Source organism: Kocuria sp. UBA1838 (assembly GCF_002338785.1).
Taxonomy (GTDB): Bacteria; Actinomycetota; Actinomycetes; order Actinomycetales; family Micrococcaceae; genus Kocuria; species Kocuria marina.
In genome coordinates, this window is record NZ_DDIY01000019.1 from 22,964 (window position 1) to 45,805 (window position 22,842).

Consider the following 22,842-nt stretch of genomic DNA (forward strand, 5'->3'; position numbering starts at 1 on the left):
CAGCGTCATGGAACTGCTCGCGGATCTGACCCACACCTTCGGCCTGGCGTCCCTCGTGGTCACGCACGACACCGAGTTCGTCCCCCTCGCGGACGCATGCGTGAGCATGCAGGACGGTCACCTGGACACGGAACAGGCCACGACGGCGAGCGGTCGCGTCGCTGCCACCGTGGCCTGACGGGCCCTCTCCCGGCGGGGCTCACCGCCGGGAGTCGGGTCGGCCCGTGGTGCCCGCGGCCGCGTCCACGCCCGCGTGGGGTTCGCCCGGGGGTGTCGTGGCGTCCGCATCGGGCCCCGCCGCGCGCGGACCCTGCGGATCGAGCGGGGTGCGGGGTTCCCGGAGCAGGAACGGAGCGAGACCACCGAGCACGAGCAGTGCACCCAGTACCACGAACGCGGTCGTGCCCCCCCCGGCGTCCACGACGGCGCCGATCAGCGCGCCCTGCGTCATGCCGCCCACGAACGCCCCGGTGTTGATGGCCGCGAACGCGGAGCCTCACAGATTGGGGATGATCACGGCCACGATCATGAGCTCCGCGCCGATCACGGACATGATCAGCATGAACACCTTCTCGTTGTTCTCGAACCACTTCTTCACTACGCCGGGCCCGGTGGAGGTGGCGACCCACAGCGAGAGCCCGTAACCGAGGATCACGACCATGTACTGCCACCCGGCAGGGGTGATCCAGAACTGTTGCGAGTACATCGTGGCGAGCCACGTCAGCAGCCCCACGCCCACCAGGTTGTTGAGCAGCAGGCACAGCCCCAGCACCAGGGAGTTGCGATTCTTCCAGGCGTCGAGGATCGAGACGTCCTTCTTCGCACTCGAGTTGGCACCCTCCTCGGTGCTTGCAGCGGCAGAGGACGACGCCGCGCCGTCGCCCGGCAGCTCCGGCGCCGCCGGCACGAGCGTGACGAAGATGCCTTTCTGGGTGCTCGTGAGATTCATGGTCGGGTGTCCGTCGTACGGGGGAGTGGAACGTGGATCATTCAGGGCCATCTGCACCTCCGTGCGCACGCCGGCCTCGAGGGCCTCTTCCCTGATGCCGAACTTGGGGTGGTGGTTCATGGAGGGCAGCCGGTCCTCGGCCATGCCACCGCCCAGGAACACGAAGCACGCGGGGACCTCCCGCGCGAAGTACGCGAAGTCGTCGGAGGCGGACGTGCCCGGGCCCCAGGAGACTTTGTCCTCGCCCAGGGCCTACACCGCGGCGTCGTAGCCGATCTGCGCGGCGACCAGCACCGGGTCCGCACAGTTCTGCGGCATGGAAGCGCGGGAACCCTGGCCCTTGATGGTCGCGAAGAAGCCGCCCGCCACTGTGGAGGTGACACCCTTGCGCACGGAGATCGTGCAGGTGGCCTGGTTCGCCATGTGCACCCCGAAGATCGCGTCCCCGCCCTCGAGCACGCCCTGACCCACGAGCTCCTTGGCGCCGCCCGGGGGAGTCTCCTCTGCGTGCTGGAAAATCAGCGTGACGGCGCCGTCGAAACTGTCCGTGAGGCCGCTCAGCACCCGGGCCGTGCCCAGCACCCGGGCCGTGCCCAGCAGCATGGCCGTGTGGCCGTCATGACCGCACGCGTGCATGACACCGTTCACCGTGGAGGCGAAGGAGTCCCCGGTCTCCTCTGCAAAGGCAGGGCGTCCAGGTCCGCGCGCAACGCCACTGTGCTACCCGGCCCCCGGCCCTGGATCAGTACCGTCACCGAGGTCTCGGTGGGGCGCTCGGGGGAGAGGCCAAAGCTCGGGAGTGTCTCCACCACGAAGTCGGATGTCGCGTGCTCCTTGTAGGACAGCTCCGGGTGGGCGTGGATGCGGCGGCGCCAGTCGATGACGTCGGACGCGGGAGCCTCGATCTGCGGGGCCGTGAACCCTCTCGAAGAAATCACCCAACAATAAGATCTTTTGTGAATCATGCGTGATTCTGAAGAGATTACAATGTTGACTTATGTAAAGGAATCTGCTTTCAATGAACGCCTTCAGTTTTCCACAGCCCCCGGTGGTTGACAAGGTCCGAGCCTCGTCACGACCGAGGTGTCGCGCCCGTCCCTGCCCGCTGGGCGCGCGGCCGAATGGTATTTTGAAATCAGATCAACCGTTCAGCACCACCACGTACTCATCGGAGGCGGCATGAGCCATGCAGTGGACCCCAACAGCGGTCACTCGTCCGGCAGCACCGGGCATTCATCCGGCCACACAGGACACACGTCCGGGGCAAGAACTCGCACCACCACGAAGCCGGGTGCCGCGTCCATCACGGACGTCGTCAAGGTCTTCACCCGATTGCTCCCCAAGCAGCTCAAAGATGAGGCCCAGCTCGCGTTCCTGGAGCTCAAGGAGAAGGGCATCAAGGTGGGCGTGGGCGCCGCGCTCGCGGTGGTCGGTCTCGTGTTCCTGGGCCTCGCCGTCATCGCCTTGATCGGTGCCGCCATCGCGGGCCTGTCCCACGTGATGCCGGCGTGGCTGGCCGCGCTACTGCTCGCCCTGCTGTTCCTCATCATCCTGGCCGTGCTCGCGCTGATCGGGATCGCCAAGATCAAGAGTGCGTTGCCACTAATGCCCAAGAAGGCCATCTTCGGGCTGCGCTACGACCTCGGTGTGGTCAAGGAGGGCTCCGCGTACAATGAGGGCCGTGTCCAGCGTGAGATGAACGAGACCGAGCAGAAGAAGCAGCGGGAGAAGGAAGAGGCGGCCAACGACCCCAACCAGGTCAAGCCCGTCAAGCCCACCGAGGAGCAGTTGCGCCACCGCCTCAAGCTGCGCCGCGAACACCTCAAGAGCCTGCGCGACGACGCCCAGAACCGCGCCGATTCCGTCCAGGCCGCCACGCAGGGCTTCGTGGGCCGCACCCAGCGCACGTTCACCGAGACCCAGGAGACGGTCAAGCGGACCTTCGCGTCCAAGGGTGGCTCCCAGGGGGTCCGTCCCGCCGGTTCCACGTCCGCCCAGGACGTCCTGAGCGAGCGCTGGCAGCCCCTCGCGGTCGCCGTGGCCGCCGGGTCCGCGTTCCTGGTGTTCCTGCGCAAGCTGCTCAAGAAGTAACCGGGTACGCGGCTCGCGTGAGTCGCCAGCCGTGCCGGAGGCCGGGTCGCCATCGTCGCGACCCGGCCTCCACCGTGTCCGGGGGCGTACTCGGGTGCGCGACTCCTCCGGCTCCGGTGCGTCTCATCCGGCGGTATGGGATCCCTCGTGCCCCGGTGCGAACATGCGGTGAACTCCCAGGCCCGCCGCGCCCCCGAGCTCTACGATGAGACCGTGACGGAGGACGTGATGAATCGGTGATGCAGTGGATCGCGGTGGCTCTGGCACTGAGCTCGGCGGTGTGCCTCGCGCTCGGTACGCAGACGCAATCCGTGGCGGTCACCGGGCACACCGAGGGACCGTTGACGCCGCGGGGGCTGTGGCCCCTCGTGCGCAATCTACGCTGGCTCAGCGGACTCGCGCTGCTGGGCCTCGGAACGGTGCTGAACGTCGCGGCGCTCTCGCTTGCGACCGTGACCGTGGTGCAGCCCATCGGGGTGATCGCACTCGTCATCACCACGCTGTTGCACGCCCGGCACCGCCACCTGATCATCAACCGTCGCACGTGGCTCGCCGTAGCCCTGTGCAGCGTGGGTGGAGCCACGTTCGTGGTGTGCGCCGTGATCGGGACGGATCCCACCCACGTACCCGGAACGCGTGCCGAGAACACGGTGGTCGCCCTGCTCGTGGGCCTCGTGGTGCTCATCGGTGTGTGCGAGCTATTCGTGCGCCGGCACCGGATCAGCATGTTCTACGTCTTGGGAGCGGGGCTCCTCTACGGCTTCGTGGCCGTGCTCGTCCGGTTGACCGCCACCACCATCACGTCCAGCGGGTTCGCGGACATCCGGTGGACCAGCGTGCTCATGATCGTGGTCGCCGCCGCGCTGGGCGGGTGGATGGTGCAGTGCGCGTACTCGTGCGGACCACCGGATCTCGTGATCGCCGGGCTCACCGTGGTGGACCCCATGGTGGGTGTGGCCCTGGGTCTCGTGGTCCTGGGAGAGGCCGGTGACTCCTTCACCGGGGCACTCGGCACGGCCATGGGGCTCGCGGGTCTCGTTGCTATAGTCGGCGTGGTCGTGCTCTCGCGACACCACCCCGAGGTCCTGCAACGCCGGGCGGCCGCACGCGCCCAGCAGGACGCGGTGACCAGCGGGGCGGTTGCAGACACGGCGACACCCCGACGAACCGAACGCGCCACCGATCGCTGATCCCCTACGGAACACAAGGCCTTGAGAATACTGATCACCGCTGAGACCTATCCGCCCGACATCAACGGTTCCGCGCAGTTCGCCCGCCGCCTCGCGCGCGGCATGCTGGAACGGGGTCACGAGGTCCACGTCGCAGCACCCATGCCCACGAGCGGCCCGTCCCGGATCATGGACGACGCCGGGGTGACCGAGCACCGGTTCCGCTCCCACCACGCGTTCACCCACCCCTACTTCCGGTTGTGCTTCCCGTGGGAGATCGTGCGGGAGGTCGCGCGGTTGTTCGACGACGTCCGCCCGGACGTGGTCCACGTCCAGTGCCACTACATCCTGGGCCGACTCGTGGTCCGTGAGGCCGTGCGCCGTGGTGTCCGGGTCGTGGGGACCAATCACTTCATCCCCGAGAACATCGAGCCGTTCCTGCCGTTCCCGCAGTGGTTCGTGCGCGGCTACCGCAAGGTCTCGTGGTGGGACATCGCCCGCGTGTACGGCCGTTGCGACGTCATCACCGCACCCACGCCGCTCGCGGTGCGCACCATGGTCGACAACGGTGTCCCCGATCGGGCGATCGCGGTGTCCAACGGGATCCAGGCCGGTGACTACGAAGCCGCCGCGGGGGAGCAGATCGAGCACCCGGACCACCCGATCGTACTGTTCTGCGGACGCCTGGCCGTGGAGAAGAACGTGGACGAACTCATCGAGGCCGTGGCCCTGATCCCGCGGGAGAAGAACGTCCACGCCGAGATCGTGGGGGAGGGGGAACAGCTGGACCGGCTCGTGAAACTCGCACACGAACACGGTGTCGCGGACCGGGTCCACTTCCTGGGGTTCCTCACGGACGAGCAGCTACGCACGGCCTACCTCCGCGCGGACGTGTTCTGCCAGCCCGGGACAGCGGAACTGCAGTCCCTCGTGACGCTGGAGGCCATGAGCGCCTCGACCCCCGTGGTGCTCGCCAACGCCCGCGCGCTGCCCCACCTCGCGGACGAGGGGCGCAACGGGTACCTCTTCTCCCCGGGCAATTCCGGGGACCTCGCGACCAAGCTGCAACTGGTCCTCGATGCCCCGCCCGAACAGCGGCGGGCCATGGGCGAGCGCAGCCGGGACATGGTGTCCCGCCACTCCTTCGCCAAGACACTGGATACGTTCGAGCGGCTCTACACCGGCGCGGAGTCGTGACGGGCCCTGCGACGCCGCGCATGCGGTAGCGTAGGGCGGCGACCTCGACATCCGTTCGCGGTCGCACAGGGGGCGGTAGCTCAGCTGGTCAGAGCAGAGGACTCATAATCCTTTGGTCGTGGGTTCAAGCCCCACCCGCCCTACAAGACATGCCACGCCGGCTCACTGTGGTCTCACTCACCGGGGACCGGCAACAACACCGACGGCCGCAGGTCCGCCACGAATTGCAACGGGTTCACGTACTCCCCGTTCTCCCGCACACCCCAGTGCACCGCATCCCCGCCCGGGCCGTGGCCGAGAGTGGCCACGTTGGCGATCACCTGCCCCCGGGTCACCCGGTCACCCACTCGCACGGACGAGGACACCGGCTCGAATGAGGACTTGTGCCCCTCGCCATGGTCCACCGTGAGGACCTCCCGGTCCACGACGACATCCACGAAACTCACGACCCCGTCCTGCGGTGCACGTATGGGTGTGCCCGGGGGAGCGTGTAGATCCACACCCCGGTGGCCGGGCAGCCACTTCTGTGCGGGAGCCTCGAAATGCCGGCTCACCGACGGGCGCGGGGACACGGGCCAGGCCCAGTCGGGAGAGGCCCACGCCGCGGGGTGGGTCAGCAGCGAGCCAAGCGCGAGGACCGCGGCCATCACAGCGCAGTACACGGCGTGGTGCGGGGACCGTCCGGGCGGGCGTGCGGGAAACGGCGGGTGCACGGGAATGGGTGGGACCGTTGGAACGGGTGGGTGACGAGGAATGGGCGGGGCGGCGTCGTCGTGACCGGAGGAACACATGACGACAGCGTGCGGCAGCTCGGTCCGAAGGGGCGGGGAGGCGCTCCGATGTGGAGCGAGGACGCCGCGCGATGCTGTATCCTACAGGGTGCAGTCACTCTGCCATTGGTTCGCCGTGCCCGCTCGCGGGTGCGCGCCAATGCGGGATGGCTGACTTCGCGCGCGAGGGAACCCACGGCGGACACGGTCCGCCCGGGTGCGTGGTCCTCGGTCCGAGGCCCCGGTTACCGGGTGGTCGCGGTATGGAACCACGGGAGCCTGCTCCACGAGTAGGACTCACGAATCGCGCCAGGGACCGGCACGGCCGGTCGACAACCGTAAACACCGAGACGGCCCGCGGGCCGTCCATTATTCATGAGGAGACGACATGCCTGTCGTTACCATGCGCCAGATGCTCGACAACGGCGTCCACTTCGGCCACCAGACCCGTCGCTGGAACCCGAAGATGAAGCGCTTCATCTTCACCGAGCGCAACGGCATCTACATCATCGACCTGCAGCAGTCGCTGGGCTTCATCGACAAGGCCTACGAGGCCGTCAAGTCGACCGTGGCCCACGGCGGCACCATCCTCTTCGTCGGCACCAAGAAGCAGGCGCAGGAAGCGATCGCCGAGCAGGCGACCCGCGTGGGCATGCCCTACGTGAACCACCGTTGGCTCGGTGGCATGCTCACCAACTTCCAGACGGTCTCCAAGCGGATCGACCGCATGAAGGAACTGGAAGAGGTCGACTTCGACGACGTCGCCGGCTCGCAGTACACCAAGAAGGAATTGCTGCTGCTGCGCCGCGAGAAGGAGAAGCTGGAGCGCACGCTCGGCGGCATCCGCAACCTCACCAAGACCCCGTCCCTGGTCTGGATCGTGGACACCAAGAAGGAACACCTCGCGGTGGACGAGGCGCAGAAGCTCGGCGTGCCGATCGTCGCGATCCTCGACACCAACTGCGATCCGGACGAGGTCGCGTTCCCGATCCCGGGTAACGACGATTCCATCCGCTCCGTCTCACTGCTCACCCGCGTGATCGCCGACGCCGTGGCCGAGGGCCTCATGGAGCGCAACAACGGCAAGTCCAACGCCGTCGAGGAGCCCATGGCCGAGTGGGAGCGCGAGCTGCTGGAACAGCACAAGGAGCAGACCGCCGAGCAGGCGGCCCCGGCCGAGCAGGCCGCGCCCGCCGCCGAGCAGCCCGCCGAGAGCGAGCAGAAGGACGCCCCCGCCGCCGAGTAAGGCCGGTGAGCGAGTTCACCTTCCATTCTTCCCGGTGACCCATCGTGGTGACCGGAACCGTGCCGGGCGTCCTGAGGCGTCCGGCACGGACGAACCGACAACAGAGGAGTTCACATGGCGAACTACACCGCTGCCGACATCAAGGCCCTGCGCGAGCGCACGGGTGCCGGGATGCTGGACGTCAAGAAGGCCCTGGATGAGGCCGACGGTGACGCCCAGAAGGCCCAGGAGATCATCCGCGTCAAGGGCCTCAAGGGTGTGACCAAGCGCGAGGGTCGCTCGACCGCCGAGGGCATCATTGTGGCCCGCACCGAGAACAACGTGGGCTACATGGTCGAGGTCAACTCCGAGACCGACTTCGTGGCCAAGTCCGCCCCGTTCGTGGAGTTCGGCAACAAGGTGCTCGACGCCGCCGTGGCCTCCGACGCCGCGGACCTCGAGTCCCTGCTGGCCGCCCAGGTGGACGGCAAGACCATCTCCGATATCGTGACCGAGACCGGTGCGCTGCTGGGCGAGAAGGTCGTCGTGCGTCGTGTGGCCCGTGTGGCCGGTGACCACGTGGCCGTGTACCTGCACAAGACCTCCAAGGACCTGCCCGCCCAGGTGGGTGTCCTGCTGGCCGTGTCCGGTGCTGACGCCGAGACCGCCGCGCACGACGTTGCCGTGCACATCGCCGCGATGTCCCCGTCCTTCCTCTCCGAGGAGGACGTCCCCGCGGAGACCGTGGAGAACGAGAAGCGCGTCGCGGAGGAAACCGCTCGCAACGAGGGCAAGCCCGAGAAGATCATCCCGAACATCGTCCAGGGTCGCCTGAAGGGCTACTACAAGGACGTTGTGCTCGTGGACCAGGACTTCGCCAAGGACGCCAAGAAGTCCGTGGGCCAGGTGCTGTCCGAGGCCGGCGCCACCGCCACCGCGTTCGCGCGGTTCCGCGTGGGGGCCTGAGCACCCGTTCGCGGGGTCCCGCGTGCGCCGAGCACGTGAGGCCCACAGCGACGTCTCGACGGGAGACCGTCGCGCGTCCCGCACTGAAGCGGCGGGGCACCACTGGGGGACCGGGGGTGCCCCGCCGCTTCTGTATGCTGGAGGGCGGTCTGCCACGGGCGGGCCGCCTCATGACCACGAATCGGCCCCCGGGAGGATCCATGCCCAGCATCATCGAATCGGAACCCCAGGACGAGGCCCTCGGCGGGGACCGGCAGCTGCGGCGCACCGAACCGGCACGTCGCAGGGTCCTGCTCAAGCTCTCGGGCGAGGTCTTCGGTGGCGGCAGCGTGGGCGTGGACACCTCGGTGGTGCGTGAGATCGCCGAACAGATCGCCGCGACCGTGGGCCGCGTGGAGACCTCCGTGGTGGTCGGTGGCGGCAACTTCTTCCGCGGCGCGGAGCTCTCCCAGGCCGGGATGGACCGTTCGCGCGCCGACTACATGGGCATGCTGGGCACCGTGATGAACTGCCTGGCGCTGCAGGACTTCCTGGAGCAGTGCGGCGTGGACACGCGCGTGCAGTCCGCCATCAAGATGGAGCAGGTCGCGGAGACCTACATCCCCCGCCGTGCGATCCGCCACATGGAGAAGGACCGCGTGGTGATCTTCGGTGCGGGTGCGGGCCTGCCCTACTTCTCCACGGACACCGTGGCCGCGCAGCGCGCCCTGGAGGTGCACGCGAGCGAGGTCCTCATGGCCAAGAACGGTGTGGACGGCGTCTACACCGCGGACCCGCGTAAGGACCCGGACGCGCAGCGTCTCGCGAGCCTCACATACGACCAGGCAATCGCGCGGGACATCCGCGTGATGGACCAGACCGCGTTCGCGCTGTGCCGCGACAACAACGTGACCATGCGCGTGTTCGGCATGGAGGGCGCGGGCAACGTGACCCGCGCGGTGCTGGGCGAGGAGATCGGGACCCTGGTCACCCCGTAAGGTCTCGCGGGCCGTCGCATCGCGCGACCAGCCACCCCCTGCCCGTTAGAGTGGGGAGAACGAACCGTCGCCACCGGCGTCAGTACCGCCGGCCGGCCAGCTCATAAGGAGAAACACCCGTGATTTCAGATGTCCTCTCGGATGCCACGACCAAGATGGGTAAGGCGGTGGACGCCGCCAAGACGGACTTCTCCACGGTTCGTACCGGCCGGGCCAACCCGGCGCTGTTCTCGAGCCTGCTCGTGGAGTACTACGGCACGCCCACCCCGCTGCAGCAGCTCGCGTCGTTCCAGACCCCCGAGGCCCGCACCCTGCTGATCACCCCCTACGACCGCAGCGCTCTCAACGACATCGAGAAGGCCCTGCGGGACTCGGATATCGGCGCGAACCCCGCCAACGACGGCAACGTGATTCGCGTGGTCATGCCCGAGCTCACCGAGGAGCGCCGCAAGGAGTACGTGAAGATTGTCTCGAACAAGGCGGAAGAGGGCCGGGTGTCCGTGCGCAACGTGCGCCGCCACGCTAAGGAGGCCATCGAGAAGCTCGTCAAGGACGGTGAGGTCGGCGAGGACGACGGCAAGCGCGGCGAGAAGGACCTGGACGCTGCGACCAAGAAACACATCGACCAGATCGACGATCTGCTTAAGAACAAGGAAGCCGAACTGCTCGGCGCCTGATGGCATCGGCTGATTCCCCCGGCTCCCCGCACCGCGACACCCGCCAGCCGTCTCCCGCCCCGGCGGGGGAGCAGGGGCGGGCGCACGACCCCCTGGTCACCACGGGCTCGCTGCGGCAGGTCCTCACCCGCCCCTTACAGCGCAGCACCGAGCACAAGGCCCCCTCGCGGGCGGGCCGTAACCTCCCGGCCGCCGTGGCCGTGGCCGTCGTGCTCATCGGCGCGCTCGTCACGGGACTGTTCTTCGTCCCGCTCGTACTGGCCCTGCTGGCCGGGACCGCGGCGGGTATCGGGGTGTGGGAGATCGCGCGGTCACTGACCTACAAGGGCGTGCAGATCCCGCAGGTCCCCGCGGTGATCGCGGCGGTGCTCATGCCGCTCGCGGCATTCTTCGGCGGGGCGGAGGCGCTGTCCATGGCGCTCGTCCTCGCCGTGACGCTCGTGGTGGTGTGGCGGGCCTTCGGGCCCAAGCAGGGGATGATGCTGTCCATCATGGGCTCGGTGTTCGCGCTCGTGTGGGCCTCGTTCCTGCTGAGTACGGCGGTGCTGCTCTACCACTCCCCGGACGGCCCCCACAAGGTCCTCACGATCATCCTGCTGGCCGTCAGCTCCGATACCTTCGGCTACGCGGTGGGGGTCGTATGGGGCAAACACCCCATGGCCCGCAAGATCTCTCCCAAGAAGTCGTGGGAGGGTTTCGCCGGATCCGTGGGCGGTGCCGTGGTCGTGGGCGTACTGTGCGCGCTTTTCCTCGTGGAGATGCCGTGGTGGCAGGGCGCGGTCCTGGCGGTCGCGATCGTCGTCGTGGCCACCGTGGGCGACTTCTCCGAGTCCATGATCAAGCGGGAGATCGGGATCAAGGACATGGGGACCCTGCTGCCTGGTCACGGCGGAGTGATGGATCGCATCGACTCCATCGTCTTCGCCGTGATCACCGGCTACGTGATCTTCGAACTGTTCACCGTCCTGGGGTGACGCGGTCGCGGGCCGACCGCCCGCGCGCCCGGGACGCACGGACGCCGCCCCTCGCGGGTTGCGTCCCGGCCGCGGAAGGGCGGGTATGACTACTCAGCAACGTTTCGATCGCCTCGGCGAGCGGGCCTGGGGTTACGACCCCGCCCAGGTGGACGACTTCTTGGACCGCCTCGCCGCGGTCATGCATACGACGACGCCGCCCGCCCCCGGTGGCCACGCGGACCCGGTCGCGGGCCCCGGGACGGTCGCTGAGCCGGTCGTTGACCCGGCCGATGTCACGGACCCCGTCACCGCCGAGGACTCTGCTGCGTCCGCGGACACCGCCGGGGCGACCGACGCGGACCGTGAACCCGAGAGCGCGGAGGCGGCGCAGCGGCGTCGTCGGCTGGGCAGCCGGCAGGTGCGCGAGCGCGTGTTCGACCGCGTCAAGGGCGGTTACGACCCCGGAGCGGTGGACGCCCACCTGGACGCCGTGGAGGACGAGCTGTTCGCGCGGGAGAAGGCCGCGTTCGTGGCCGAGCACGGCGCCCGGCGCTGGGAGGAGCACCTGGAGCTGTTGGCCGGGCTGTTGCTGGGGCGGCTCAACCGCCCGCACGGTGAACGCTTCCGCCGGCCGAGTTCGCACCGCACGCTGGGTTACGCGGCGGCGGACGTGGACGTGCTGTGCGACCGGCTCATGGACGCGTTGCGCGGTGAACCCGAGGTGGACCCGCGGCTCGTGAGGACGGCGGTCTTTCGATCCGCCCAGGGTCAGCGCAGCTACGAGGAACAACAGGTGGACGCGTTCCTGGACCGGGCCGTGGAGTTCGTCCTGGCCATGCGGCCGTAGCGGCGCGCCATGACGCTGAATGTATACACAGATCGATTAAAATTGTAAGGTGGGCTAACCAAACCGCGAATTTCAGGGGTTTTTCGACGTTGTGACGGGCATGTCTTGTGTCATTGGATACACAGTGCGTACTGTGATGACCATCACGCAAGGAGGCACACATGGCGTCCACGCCCCCTGTCGACCCCAACGGTTCCACGGCAACCCAGGGCATCGACTTCCCCGCGGTCCAGCGTTCGCACGAGTTCCAACGGCTGCGCTCGACCCACCGATCCTTCGTCTTCCCCCTGGCCATCGCGTTCCTGGTCTGGTACCTGCTCTACGTGGTCCTCGCCATCTACGCGCCGGGCTTCATGTCCACGCGGGTCGTGGGCAACGTCAACCTGGGTCTGATCCTGGGTCTGCTGCAGTTCGTCACCACATTCGGGATCACCGCCGCGTACGTGAGCTTCGCCAACCGCAAGCTCGATCCGCAGGCCACCGCGTTGCGTGAGGACCTCGAATCCACTTCCGGCCACCGGGCCGGCGACCACCAGGAGGCCCGGCCATGATCGCCGTCCCCGCCCTCTCGACACCCGCGGTGCACCTGGCGGAGACCGCCACGTCCACCGTGGGCAACCCCGCGATCAATATCTCGATCTTCCTGGCGTTCGTGCTCGTGACGCTCGTGGTCGTGATCCGGGCGTCCAAGTCCACCGCCACGGCCGCGGACTACTACGCGGGTGGGCGCTCGTTCTCCGGGACCCAGAACGGTCTGGCCATCGCGGGTGACTACCTCTCCGCGGCGTCGTTCCTGGGCATCGTGGGCGCGATCGCCCTGCAGGGCTACGACGGGTTCCTGTACTCGATCGGCTTCTTCGTCGCGTGGCTCGTGGCCCTGCTACTGATCGCCGAGCCGCTGCGCAACACCGGCAAGTTCACCATGGCGGACGTGCTGTCGTTCCGATTGCGGCAGAGGCCCGTGCGGGTCGCGGCGTCCATCTCCACCCTGGCCGTGACGTTCTTCTACCTCCTGGCGCAAATGGCCGGGGCGGGGGCCCTGGTGTCCCTGCTGCTGGGGATCGGCTCCCGGGCCGGGCAGTCCCTGGTGATCGTGATCGTGGGCGTCATCATGATCGTCTACGTGCTCGTGGGCGGCATGAAGGGCACCACATGGGTGCAAATCATCAAGGCGTGCCTGCTCGTATCCGGCGTCGCCGTGATGACCGTGTGGATCCTGGTCTTGTTCGGGTTCAATTTCTCGACCATGCTCGGCGCGGCCGTGGAGACGAACAACAACCCCGCGATGCTCGATCCCGGACTGAAGTACGGCGTGAGCGAGATCTCCAAGCTGGACTTCATCTCGCTGGGTCTGGCCCTCGTCCTGGGCGCCGCCGGCCTGCCGCACGTGCTCATGCGCTTCTATACGGTGCCCACCGCCAAGGAGGCCCGCAAGTCCGTGGTTTGGGCGATCACTCTGATCGGCCTGTTCTACCTCTTCACCCTGGTGCTCGGGTTCGGTGCGGCCGCGCTGATCGGTGCGGACCGGATCAAGGGCGCGCCTGGTGGTGTGAACTCGGCGGCTCCGTTGCTCGCGTACGAACTCGGCGGGTCCATCCTCATGGGTCTGATTGCGGCGGTCGCGTTCGCCACGATCCTCGCCGTGGTCGCCGGTCTGGCCATCACGGCCTCCGCGTCCTTCGCACACGACATCTACACGTCCGTGATCAAGAAGGGCACCTCGGACCCGCGTCAGGAACTGCGCGTGGCCAAGACCACCGTGGTGGTCATCGGCCTGATCTCGGTCGCCGGCGGCATTGGCGCGCAGGGTCAAAACGTGGCGTTCCTCGTGGCCCTCGCCTTCGCGGTGGCGGCCTCCGCCAATCTGCCCACCATCCTCTACTCGCTCTACTGGAAGCGCTTCACCACGCGCGGCGCGGTATTGTCCATGTACGGCGGGCTGATCATCTCCGTGGTGCTCATTATCTTCTCCCCGGTGATGTCCGGATCGGAGACCTCCATGATCCCCGGCGCGGACTTCGCGTTCTACCCGCTGTCCAACCCCGGCATCATCTCGATCCCGGCGTCCTTCCTGCTCGGTTTCCTGGGCTCGCTCAGCGAGCGCCGGCCGGAGGACCCGCGCAAGCAGTCCGAGATGGAAGTGCGTTCCCTCACGGGAGTGGGAGCGGAGAAGGCCGTCTCGCACTGACCTGGTTCACCGCCCCTTGACACGGCCGCCGTGTCCGGTTTCATCCGGACGCGGCGGCCCGTGTAGCGTTGATGTCTGGTACTACACTGTGAACCAGTTCGCTGACCACATGCGGTTGCGGAACACCGCAAACGCGCACAACGAGAACCAGAGGTGGAGAAATGGGCATCATTAGCTGGATCATCCTCGGTCTGATCGCCGGCGCGCTCGCCAAGCTGATCCTTCCGGGCAAGCAGGGTGGCGGGATCATCGTCACCATCATCCTCGGCATCGTGGGGGCCTTCCTGGGCGGTTGGCTGGGTAGCTTCATCCCCGGCCTGAGCGACGGGATCAACAGCTTCAGCATCGGCACGATCATCACGTCCGTGATCGGCGCGATCATCGTGCTGCTCATCTACGGCGCCGTCGTCGGCCGCCGTCGCTGAATCATCCGCGGGTCCTGAACGGGCCATCCGCACAAGGGCGTCACCTCCGGGTGGCGCCCTTGTCGTATCTCCCGTGTCGTGCGTCCGGAGTCGTGTGCTCGGTGCCGTGCGTGCGGGGTGCGGCGCTCACGCGATACTGGGGTCATGACTTCCTCCACCGGCATGACCCCCGATCTCGACTCCGCCACCCGGCAGGCCCCCCGGCGCCTCGTGATCCTGGGGTCCACGGGATCCATCGGGACGCAGGCGCTCGACGTCGTGTCCGAGGCCGCGGGGCTGCGCCGGCCCGTCTCGGATGCCACCCACGAGCCCTTCGAGGTCGTGGCGCTCGCCGCGGGCGCGGGTCACCTCGAGCTGCTCGCGCAGCAGGCCGTGACGTTCGGTGTCCGTGCGGTGGGCACGAGCGGTACGGCGGACGACGCCACCCGGTTGCGTGAGCTGATTGCGGACCGGTCACGCGCGGCGTCGTCGGCGGCACCCGAGGTCCTGTATGGGCCGGACGCTGCAACCCGGATCGCGCAGTGGGAGGGTTCGGACCTCGTGCTGAACGGGATCACCGGGAGCATCGGGCTCGCACCCACCCTGGCGGCGCTGGGAGCGGGTCGGCGGGTGGCGCTCGCGAACAAGGAGTCCCTGATCGCGGGCGGTCCGCTCGTGTTGCGCGCCGCGGCGGACACGGGCCTCCAGGACGCGCTGATCCCCGTGGACTCCGAACACTCGGCGATCGCCCAGGCCCTGCGCTCCGGGACGGCCTCCGAGGTGCGCCGGCTCGTGCTCACGGCGTCCGGCGGACCGTTCCGCGGCATGACGCGCGAGCAGCTCACGCGCGTGACACCCGAACAGGCCCTGCAGCACCCCACGTGGGACATGGGGGTCATGGTCACCACGAACTCCGCGACCATGGTCAACAAGGCACTGGAGGTGCTCGAGGCGAGCCTACTGTTCGACGTCCCCCTGGACCGGATCGACGTCACGGTGCATCCGCAATCGGTCGTGCACTCCATGGTGGAGTTCGTGGACGGATCCACCCTGGCGCAGGCGTCCCCGCCGGACATGCGCCTGCCCATCGCGCTCGGAATCGGCTGGCCCCACCGCGTGACCGGCGCCGCCGCGGGGTGCGACTGGACCCGGGCCGCACAGTGGACGTTCGAACCGCTCGATTCGCAGGCGTTCCCCGCCGTGGAGCTCATGAAGCACGCGGGTTCGCGCGGCGGGACGTGGCCCGCGGTGTTCAACGCCGCCAACGAGCAGGCCGTGCACGCGTTCCACCGCGGGGCGCTCGGCTTCATGCAGATCGTGGACATGGTCGAGCGTGTGCTGGAGGATCACGACGGCGTCACGCGGCCCACCCTCGAGGACGTCCTGGGGGCGGAGGAGTGGGCCCGGGCCCGCGCGGACGAACGTATCGCCGGGATGGCATAGGGCCCTTCCGGCGGTCGCCGGCCCATGGCAGGGCCGTGCTAAAATTCCGAGTGGATGACGAGATCCGGCGCGTAGCTCTGGCTGGCCGGACGGCAACCCTCTCCCGTAGCGGGGTGCCCCAGATGACCATCCGGTCGCGGTTGCAACAGATCACGGCAAGTGCGGTTCCCCGGAAATCAGCACGTGCCCGTCCCGTGTGCCCTCATCCAGGGGGGACTGTTCGCCCCGCGAGTCCCCGTCACAGACCCCTGGAAAGGCATGATCATGCGAACCAAGCGTTTGATTCCCGTCGTGTTGGCCACCACCCTGGGCCTCACCCTCACCGCGTGCGGCGGCGGCTCCGACAACTCGGACCCGGCCGCGGACGGCAAGATCACCGTCGGGATCGTGGGCTCGACCCCCGTGCAGGACGCGTTAAAGCAGGTCGCCGCGGACAACGACATCACGGTCGAGTACGTGGACTTCAGTGACTACAGCCAGCCGAACCCCGCTCTGAAGAGCGGTGACATCGACATGAACTGGTTCCAGCACATCGCGTACCTCGCCGATTACAACAACAACTCCGGGGACACCATCACTCCCGTGGGCTCCACGTCCATCTTCCCGCTGGGGCTGTACTCCAAGAGCGTGAAATCCGTGGGTGACTTCAAGCAGGGTGACGAGATCGCCGTGCCGAACGACTCGATCAACCTGTCCCGCGCCCTGAACCTCTTGCACCAGCAGGGTCTCGTGGAGTTCACCAAGGACACGATCGCCCCCACCGAGCAGGACATCGACACCGCCAAGTCCAAGGTCACGGTCCGCCCGGTCTCCGCCGAGCAGACCGTGCTGTCCATGGACTCCGTGGCCGCCTCCGTGGTCAACAACGACTTCCTGGACCGCGCCAACATCGATCCCGAGTCCGCGCTGGCTCAGGACGATCCCACCGCGGACAGTGCCAAGGTGTACGACAACCTCTTCGCCGCGACCGAGGCGAACGCGGACAACGAGACCCTGAAGAAGGTCGCGAGCTTCTACTACGACGACAAGGTCCAGGACGCCGAGAAGACCGAGACCAAGGGCACCGCGGTGCCCACCAAGGTGGACCAGCAGGAGCTCAAGGACTTGCTGGCCCGCTACTCGCAGGACCTCAAGGAGCAGACCAAGTGAGCCCGTCCGCCACGGCGGACACCCTGGTCAGCTTCCGGGACGTGAGCAAGGTCTTCGTCACGGGGTCCAAACGCCGCCCGCGCACCGTGACCGCGGTGGACTCCGTGGACCTGGACATCCGCCGCGGTGAGATCTTCGCGGTGATCGGCTACTCGGGGGCGGGCAAGTCCACCCTCGTGCGGCTGATCAACGGCCTGGAACCGATCTCGTCCGGGACGCTCGAGGTCGCCGGTAACCGTGTGGACGGGCGCAGCGAGTCCCAGCTGGCGCCCATCCGCCGCAAGATCGGGATGATCTTCCAGCAGTTCAACCTGTTCACGTCACGCACCGTGGCGGGCAACATCGAGTACCCGCTCAAGCGTGCCGGGTGGAAGCCCGAGGAACGCAAGGCGCGGGTCGCGGAACTGTTGGAGTTCGTGGGCTTGACCGAGCGCGCCGGGAACTACCCCGAGCAGCTCTCGGGTGGTCAGAAGCAGCGCGTGGGGATCGCCCGCGCGCTCGCGAGCAATCCCGAACTGCTGCTCGCGGACGAGTCCACCTCGGCGTTGGACCCGGAGACCACCCAGGAGGTCCTGGGTCTGCTCAAGCGCGTCAACCGTGAGCTGGGGATCACCATCGTGTTGATCACCCACGAGATGGACGTGGTGCGGGCCACCGCGGACCGCGTGGCCGTGATGGACAGCGGTCGGGTGGTGGAGACCGGGACCACCGCGGAGGTCTTCGCCCACCCGCGGGCGCAGACCACGCGCAAGTTCGTCTCCTCGGTCACGCGCACCGTGCCGCGCGCGGACGAGATCGAGAAGCTGCGCCGGGAACACCCCGGGCGGCTCGTGCTGGTGGACGTCACCGACCAGAACCGGATCGGGGACGTGCTCTCGGACGCCGCCCGTGACGGTGTCAGCTTCAACATTGCCTTCGGGGGGATCTCCATCCTGCAGTCACAGTCCTTCGGAACGCTCACGCTGTCCCTGACCGGTTCGGACGAGTCCGTGGACCGCGCCGTCGAGAGTCTGCGCGCCGTCACCACGGTGCGGGAGGTGAGTGAGTGATGGAGTGGTCTGCTCTGGGCCCGCAGTTGTTGGACGCAACCGGGCAGACGCTGTATATGGTCTCCGTGACCCTCGTGCTGGCCGGGCTCATCGGCCTGGCCGTGGGCATGGGGCTCTACGTGACCCGGCGGGGCAGCATCCTGGAGAACGGTCCACTGTTCACCGCGCTGAACCTCCTGGTGAACTTCGTGCGTCCCATCCCGTTCATCATCCTGCTGGCCGCCCTGGGTCAGGTCACGGAATCGGTCGTGGGCACGCGCCTGGGCCCCAACGCCGCGATCTTCACCATGACCATCGGCGCTACGTTCGCGGTGGCCCGCATCGTGGAGCAGAACCTCATGACGGTGGATCCTGGGGTGATCGAGGCCGCGCGGTCCATGGGGGTCTCGCGCTGGAAGATCATCACCACGGTGATCCTTCCGGAGGCGCTCGGCCCGCTCGTGCTGGGGTACACGTTCCTGGTCATCGGCATCACGGACATGTCCGCGATGGCCGGTGCGATCGGTGCCGGCGGTCTGGGTGACTTCGCGTTGCGCCTGGGCTACCAACGCTTCAACGACCAGGTCACGTGGGCCGCGGTGATCGTGATCATCATCCTGGTCCAGCTCGTACAGTTCTTCGGCAACTGGCTCGCGCGCAGGATCATGCGCCGCTGACGCTCACGCGCCCCGTACCATGGCGACGCCGCCCCCGGAACATTCCGGGGGCGGCGTCGTGTTTGGCGCATCACGTGCGGCTGTAGCACGTGGGAGGAGTGGGGCACAATGGACAGTGCAACATCGCGGGGCGCGCGTCACGGGCCCCGGACGCCACTTCCTTGGGAGGCAATTCGTGACCTCGGTCAATCTCGGTATGCCCGCCGCGCCCCAACCGGTGCTCTCGCCCCGGCGCAAGACCCGCCAGATCCAGGTGGGTGCGGTGGGTGTGGGGTCGGAGCACCCGATCAGCGTCCAGTCGATGACCACGACCCCCACCACGGACATCAACGCCACGCTGCAGCAGATCGCCGAGCTCAACGCCGCCGGTTGCGACATCGTGCGCGTGGCGTGCCCGTCCCAGGACGACGCCGACGCCCTGCCCATCATCGCCATGAAGTCCCCGATCCCGGTGATCGCGGACATCCACTTCCAGCCCAAGTACGTCTACGCCGCGATCGACGCCGGGTGCGCCGGTGTGCGCGTGAACCCGGGCAACATCCGCAAGTTCGACGACCAGATCGAGGGCATCTCCCGTGCGGCGGAGGCCGCGGGCGTGTCCATCCGGATCGGCGTGAACGCGGGCTCACTGGACAAGCGCCTGCTGCAGAAGTACGGCAAGGCCACCCCGGAGGCGCTCGTGGAGTCCGCCGTGTGGGAGGCCTCGCTGTTCGAGGAGCACGACTTCCACGACTTCAAGATCTCCGTCAAGCACAACGACCCCGTGACCATGGTGCGCGCCTACCAGTTGCTCGCCGAGCGCGGAGACTGGCCGCTGCACCTGGGTGTCACGGAGGCCGGCCCGGCCCTGCAGGGCACCGTCAAGTCCGCGACCGCCTTCGGCATCCTGCTCGGTCAGGGCATCGGGGACACCATCCGCGTGTCCCTGTCCGCGCCTCCGGTCGAAGAGGTCAAGGTGGGCAATCAGATCCTGCAGTCGCTTGGGCTGCGCCCGCGCAAGCTCGAGATCGTCTCGTGCCCCTCGTGCGGGCGCGCGCAGGTGGACGTCTACAAGCTCGCCGAGGAGGTCAACGAGGGCCTGGCCCACCTGACCGTGCCGCTGCGCGTGGCCGTGATGGGCTGCGTCGTCAACGGCCCGGGGGAAGCCCGCGAAGCGGACCTGGGCGTGGCCTCGGGCAACGGTAAGGGCCAGATCTTCGTGCGCGGTGAGGTCATCAAGACCGTTCCCGAGGACCAGATCGTGGAGACCCTGCTCGCCCAGGCCAATGAGATGGCCGAGAGCATGGAATTGGACGAGAACGGCCAGCCGGTCGAGGGCGCGCCGGTTGTGACCGCCGGGTGATCCTGCGCCGCGCCCCGCGGGTGCTCTCACCCGCCGCCGTGAACCAGTCGGCACTGGACCGCCTGCTGGCGCGGCACGCGGTGTCCGGGGTGTTCGTCGCGGCGCACGTGGCCCGGATCCGGGCCGCCCGCGGTCGGCGGCAGCCGCCCGTGATCGGTGTGGTGGACTCCTCCGGCGAGCTCGTGGGCGCGTGCTGGGCGGGAACCAACGTGGTCCCCGTGGTGCTCGACCAGACCGGGACGGACCTCGTCGCGGACGTCCTGGCCCGCGGCGGCCCCCGCTTCGCCTCGTTCTTCGGTCCCGCCGATCCCGTGCTCGGACTGTGGGAACGATTGCGGGACACGTGGCCCGAACCCTTCGACGTCCGTCCCGTGCAACCGCTGCTCGTGATGGACCGTGATCCCGCACCCGAGTTGTTCACGGGGCCCGCCCGCGATGTGCGATGGGCGCAGGACGAGGACTTCCCTCGCGTGCTGCCCGCGGCCGCGGCCATGTTCACCGAGGAAGTGGGGTACTCCCCCTTCACCACCGGGGCGGAGGGTTACCGCCAGCGAGTGCGCTCCCTCGTGCGCGATCGCAGGACCGCGGTGCTCACCGACGAGCACGGCACCGTGATCTTCAAGGCGGACATCGGGTCGCTGCACGGGTCCGTGTGCCAGATCCAGGGCGTGTGGGTGGACCCCGAGCACCGGGGGAGGGGACTGGCCGTGCCGTGTATGGCCGCGACCGTGGCGCTCGCCCGGCAGTACGTCCCGACCGTGAGCCTCTACGTGAACTCGTTCAACGCACCCGCCCTGGCCACATACCGCCGAGTGGGTTTCCGGCGGCACGGGGATTTCGCCACGGTCCTCCTGTGAGCCCCCGGGCCCGGCGTGCGCCGGTGCCGCGCAGCGATAGACTCGCGGGGATACCCGCCGCTTCGATCGATCCCTTCACGGGTGGATAGGATCCCTTCATGCCCCTTCGCCTGAGTTCCTTGTTCCTGCGCACGCTGCGCGAAGACCCCGTGGACGCAGACGTGGACAGCCACAAGCTCCTGGTGCGCGCCGGGTACATCCGCCGCGCGGCGCCCGGGATCTACACGTGGTTGCCCCTGGGGCTGAACGTCCTGGGGAAGGTCGAGCGGATCGTGCGCGAGGAGATGAACGCGATCGGCGCCCAGGAGGTGCACTTCCCGGCGCTGTTGCCGCGCGAACCCTACGAGGCCACCAACCGCTGGACCGAGTACGGTGAGAACCTCTTCCGGCTGCAGGACCGCAAGGGCGCGGACTACCTGCTCGCGCCCACGCACGAGGAGATGTTCACGCTGCTCGTGAAGGATCTTTACTCGTCCTACAAGGACCTCCCGGTCTCGCTGTACCAGATCCAGACCAAGTACCGGGACGAAGCCCGCCCCCGCGCGGGTCTGCTGCGCGGGCGGGAGTTCATCATGAAGGACTCCTACTCGTTCGACATCGACGACGCGGGGTTGGACGAGTCCTACGCTAAGCACCGCGCGGCGTACGTGCGGATCTTCGAACGCCTCGGCCTGCCGGTCGTGGCCGTGTCCGCGACCTCGGGGGCCATGGGCGGATCCCGGTCCGAGGAGTTCATGCACCCCTCGTCCGTGGGTGAGGACACCTTCGTGCGCTCGGCTGGAGGCTACGCCGCGAACGTGGAAGCCGTGACGACGGTGGTCCCGGAACCGATCGACTACGCGGACGCTCCTGCGGCCCACGTGCACCGTACCCCCGCGAGCCCCACGATCGAGACGCTTGTGGAGCGCTCCAACGAGTTGCACCCCCGCGAAGGCGAGCCGTGGACCGCCGCGGACACGCTCAAGAACGTCGTGCTGTCCGTCTCGTTGCCCGGTGGTAAGCGTCAGCTCGTGGCCGTGGGCGTTCCCGGGGACCGCGACGTGGACCTCAAGCGCGTGGAAGCCGGGATCGGTGAGGCCCTCGGACAGGGCGGTGAACTCGAGGTCGCCGCCGCGACCGAGGACGAGCTGCGTGCCGTGCCCGAACTCGTCAAGGGCTACATCGGTCCGGGTCTGAGCCGCGACGACGCCCTGCTCGGTTCCGAGTCCCGCACGGGCATCCCGTACTTCGTGGACCCCCGCGTGGTGCCGGGCACCTCGTGGATCACCGGCGCGAACGTGGCCGAGACCCACGTCTACCACCTGGTCGCCGAGCGCGACTTCTCGTGGGACGGCACCCTCGAGGCCTGCACGGTGCGTGACGGGGACCCCGCACCGGACGGTTCCGGGCCCCTCGAGATCGCGCGTGGCATGGAGATGGGCCACGTCTTCCAGCTCGGGCGCAAGTACGCCGATGCCCTCGGGCTCAGGGTGCTGGACAGCAACGGCAAGCTCGTGACCGTGACCATGGGCTCCTACGGTGTGGGCGTGACCCGCGCGCTCGCGGCCGTGGCGGAGTTCTACCACGACGACAAGGGCCTGTTGTGGCCGCGCGACCTCAGCCCCGCGGACGTCCACGTGGTCGCCACGGGCAAGGGCACGGAGGTGCTCGAGGCCGCGGAGGAGATCGTCGCGCACCTCGAGGACGCCGGGATCAGCGTCCTGTTCGACGATCGTCCCAAGGTCTCCCCGGGTGTGAAGTTCGGCGACGCCGAGCTGCTGGGCGTACCCACCGTGCTCGTGGTGGGCCGCGGGCTCAAGGACGGGATGCTCGAGCTCAAGGACCGCCGCAGCGGGCAGTCCCGGGACATCGCGCGCGAGGACGTGGTTGCCGAACTCACCGCCGAACTGCGCGGATCGGATACCCCCGCGGACGACACCCTGTAGTCCTG

The 22,842-nt window shown here is 68.1% G+C and carries 24 protein-coding genes, 1 tRNA gene and 1 riboswitch; of the genes, 20 read left to right on the plus strand and 5 right to left on the minus strand.

Translation table 11 applies throughout. The features are described from left to right. Positions 1-199: 199 nt before the first annotated feature. From B3I25_RS11785 to B3I25_RS11800, 4 genes are all read right to left on the minus strand, one after another. Positions 200-451, minus strand: coding sequence for a hypothetical protein (locus B3I25_RS11785; protein ID WP_286739347.1), 252 nt, complete (start codon positions 449-451; stop codon positions 200-202). 45 nt (positions 452-496) lie between these two features. After that, positions 497-1,111: a hypothetical protein gene (locus B3I25_RS11790; protein ID WP_286739349.1), complete on the minus strand. Its 615-nt coding sequence runs from the start codon at positions 1,109-1,111 to the stop codon at positions 497-499. A 90-nt stretch (positions 1,112-1,201) separates the two neighbouring features. Then, on the minus strand, positions 1,202-1,597 hold the full coding sequence (locus B3I25_RS11795; protein WP_064846730.1) for a M20/M25/M40 family metallo-hydrolase: 396 nt from the start codon (positions 1,595-1,597) through the stop codon (positions 1,202-1,204). Further along, on the minus strand, positions 1,594-1,887 hold the full coding sequence (locus B3I25_RS11800) for a hypothetical protein (protein ID WP_064846729.1): 294 nt from the start codon (positions 1,885-1,887) through the stop codon (positions 1,594-1,596). The genes B3I25_RS11795 and B3I25_RS11800 overlap by 4 nt, the downstream gene beginning before the upstream one ends. A 241-nt stretch (positions 1,888-2,128) precedes the next feature. Between B3I25_RS11800 and B3I25_RS11805 the strand changes: the two genes are divergently transcribed. The 4 genes from B3I25_RS11805 to B3I25_RS11820 all read left to right on the plus strand — a co-directional run bounded on the left by B3I25_RS11805 (position 2,129) and on the right by B3I25_RS11820 (position 5,549). Continuing rightward, on the plus strand, positions 2,129-3,040 hold the full coding sequence (locus B3I25_RS11805) for a phage holin family protein (protein WP_082943366.1): 912 nt from the start codon (positions 2,129-2,131) through the stop codon (positions 3,038-3,040). 239 nt (positions 3,041-3,279) lie between these two features. Then, the gene (locus B3I25_RS11810) at positions 3,280-4,230 is read left to right on the plus strand and encodes a DMT family transporter (protein WP_286739352.1); all 951 of its coding nucleotides are present in this window, start codon (positions 3,280-3,282) and stop codon (positions 4,228-4,230) included. A 21-nt stretch (positions 4,231-4,251) separates the two neighbouring features. Beyond that, positions 4,252-5,406: a glycosyltransferase gene (locus tag B3I25_RS11815; RefSeq protein ID WP_286739353.1), complete on the plus strand. Its 1,155-nt coding sequence runs from the start codon at positions 4,252-4,254 to the stop codon at positions 5,404-5,406. A gap of 69 nt (positions 5,407-5,475) precedes the next feature. Next, positions 5,476-5,549: transfer RNA gene (locus tag B3I25_RS11820), tRNA-Ile, on the plus strand. 30 nt (positions 5,550-5,579) lie between these two features. Here B3I25_RS11820 and B3I25_RS11825 read toward each other — a convergent pair. Then, positions 5,580-6,197 carry a M23 family metallopeptidase gene (locus B3I25_RS11825; protein WP_349676544.1) on the minus strand — a complete coding sequence of 206 codons (618 nt, stop codon included), beginning with the start codon at positions 6,195-6,197 and terminating at the stop codon, positions 5,580-5,582. A gap of 367 nt (positions 6,198-6,564) precedes the next feature. Between B3I25_RS11825 and rpsB the strand changes: the two genes are divergently transcribed. The 16 genes from rpsB to B3I25_RS11905 all read left to right on the plus strand — a co-directional run bounded on the left by rpsB (position 6,565) and on the right by B3I25_RS11905 (position 22,837). Further along, positions 6,565-7,422 carry a 30S ribosomal protein S2 gene (gene rpsB, locus B3I25_RS11830; protein WP_286739358.1) on the plus strand — a complete coding sequence of 286 codons (858 nt, stop codon included), beginning with the start codon at positions 6,565-6,567 and terminating at the stop codon, positions 7,420-7,422. A 114-nt stretch (positions 7,423-7,536) separates the two neighbouring features. Next, positions 7,537-8,367, plus strand: a complete 831-nt coding sequence (gene tsf / locus B3I25_RS11835; RefSeq protein ID WP_286739360.1) for a translation elongation factor Ts — start codon at positions 7,537-7,539, stop codon at positions 8,365-8,367. A 200-nt stretch (positions 8,368-8,567) separates the two neighbouring features. Then, positions 8,568-9,344 (plus strand): UMP kinase, encoded by a 777-nt coding sequence (gene pyrH, locus B3I25_RS11840; RefSeq protein WP_064845980.1) that lies wholly within the window; start codon positions 8,568-8,570, stop codon positions 9,342-9,344. Between the two features lie 119 nt (positions 9,345-9,463). After that, positions 9,464-10,021 carry a ribosome recycling factor gene (gene frr, locus B3I25_RS11845; protein ID WP_035963538.1) on the plus strand — a complete coding sequence of 186 codons (558 nt, stop codon included), beginning with the start codon at positions 9,464-9,466 and terminating at the stop codon, positions 10,019-10,021. Then, positions 10,021-10,995 carry a phosphatidate cytidylyltransferase gene (locus B3I25_RS11850; protein ID WP_064845979.1) on the plus strand — a complete coding sequence of 325 codons (975 nt, stop codon included), beginning with the start codon at positions 10,021-10,023 and terminating at the stop codon, positions 10,993-10,995. The genes frr and B3I25_RS11850 overlap by 1 nt, the downstream gene beginning before the upstream one ends. Before the next feature lie 85 nt (positions 10,996-11,080). Further along, positions 11,081-11,824 (plus strand): DivIVA domain-containing protein, encoded by a 744-nt coding sequence (locus tag B3I25_RS11855; protein ID WP_286739363.1) that lies wholly within the window; start codon positions 11,081-11,083, stop codon positions 11,822-11,824. 161 nt (positions 11,825-11,985) lie between these two features. Beyond that, on the plus strand, positions 11,986-12,375 hold the full coding sequence (locus B3I25_RS11860; RefSeq protein ID WP_193519692.1) for a DUF485 domain-containing protein: 390 nt from the start codon (positions 11,986-11,988) through the stop codon (positions 12,373-12,375). Further along, positions 12,372-14,012, plus strand: a complete 1,641-nt coding sequence (locus B3I25_RS11865) for a solute symporter family protein (RefSeq protein ID WP_064845976.1) — start codon at positions 12,372-12,374, stop codon at positions 14,010-14,012. The genes B3I25_RS11860 and B3I25_RS11865 overlap by 4 nt, the downstream gene beginning before the upstream one ends. Positions 14,013-14,173: 161 nt before the next feature. Beyond that, the gene (locus B3I25_RS11870) at positions 14,174-14,437 is read left to right on the plus strand and encodes a GlsB/YeaQ/YmgE family stress response membrane protein (protein WP_035963529.1); all 264 of its coding nucleotides are present in this window, start codon (positions 14,174-14,176) and stop codon (positions 14,435-14,437) included. 162 nt (positions 14,438-14,599) lie between these two features. After that, a complete protein-coding gene (dxr, locus tag B3I25_RS11875; protein WP_064845975.1) occupies positions 14,600-15,859 on the plus strand; it encodes a 1-deoxy-D-xylulose-5-phosphate reductoisomerase in 1,260 nt (419 codons plus the stop codon). A 53-nt stretch (positions 15,860-15,912) separates the two neighbouring features. Next, positions 15,913-16,027, plus strand: a riboswitch (SAM riboswitch). Positions 16,028-16,123: 96 nt separating this feature from the next. After that, on the plus strand, positions 16,124-17,008 hold the full coding sequence (locus B3I25_RS11880) for a MetQ/NlpA family ABC transporter substrate-binding protein (RefSeq protein WP_286739367.1): 885 nt from the start codon (positions 16,124-16,126) through the stop codon (positions 17,006-17,008). Further along, positions 17,005-18,057: a methionine ABC transporter ATP-binding protein gene (locus B3I25_RS11885; protein WP_064845974.1), complete on the plus strand. Its 1,053-nt coding sequence runs from the start codon at positions 17,005-17,007 to the stop codon at positions 18,055-18,057. The genes B3I25_RS11880 and B3I25_RS11885 overlap by 4 nt, the downstream gene beginning before the upstream one ends. Beyond that, positions 18,057-18,713: a methionine ABC transporter permease gene (locus tag B3I25_RS11890; RefSeq protein WP_035963525.1), complete on the plus strand. Its 657-nt coding sequence runs from the start codon at positions 18,057-18,059 to the stop codon at positions 18,711-18,713. Before B3I25_RS11885 ends, B3I25_RS11890 begins: the two co-directional genes overlap by 1 nt. Before the next feature lie 175 nt (positions 18,714-18,888). Then, positions 18,889-20,055 (plus strand): flavodoxin-dependent (E)-4-hydroxy-3-methylbut-2-enyl-diphosphate synthase, encoded by a 1,167-nt coding sequence (gene ispG / locus B3I25_RS11895; protein ID WP_064845973.1) that lies wholly within the window; start codon positions 18,889-18,891, stop codon positions 20,053-20,055. Positions 20,056-20,093: 38 nt separating this feature from the next. Further along, entirely contained in the window at positions 20,094-20,912 is an 819-nt protein-coding gene (locus tag B3I25_RS11900) for a GNAT family N-acetyltransferase (protein WP_231885514.1), read from the plus strand. 98 nt (positions 20,913-21,010) lie between these two features. Beyond that, the gene (locus tag B3I25_RS11905; protein WP_064845971.1) at positions 21,011-22,837 is read left to right on the plus strand and encodes a proline--tRNA ligase; all 1,827 of its coding nucleotides are present in this window, start codon (positions 21,011-21,013) and stop codon (positions 22,835-22,837) included. Positions 22,838-22,842: the final 5 nt, after the last annotated feature.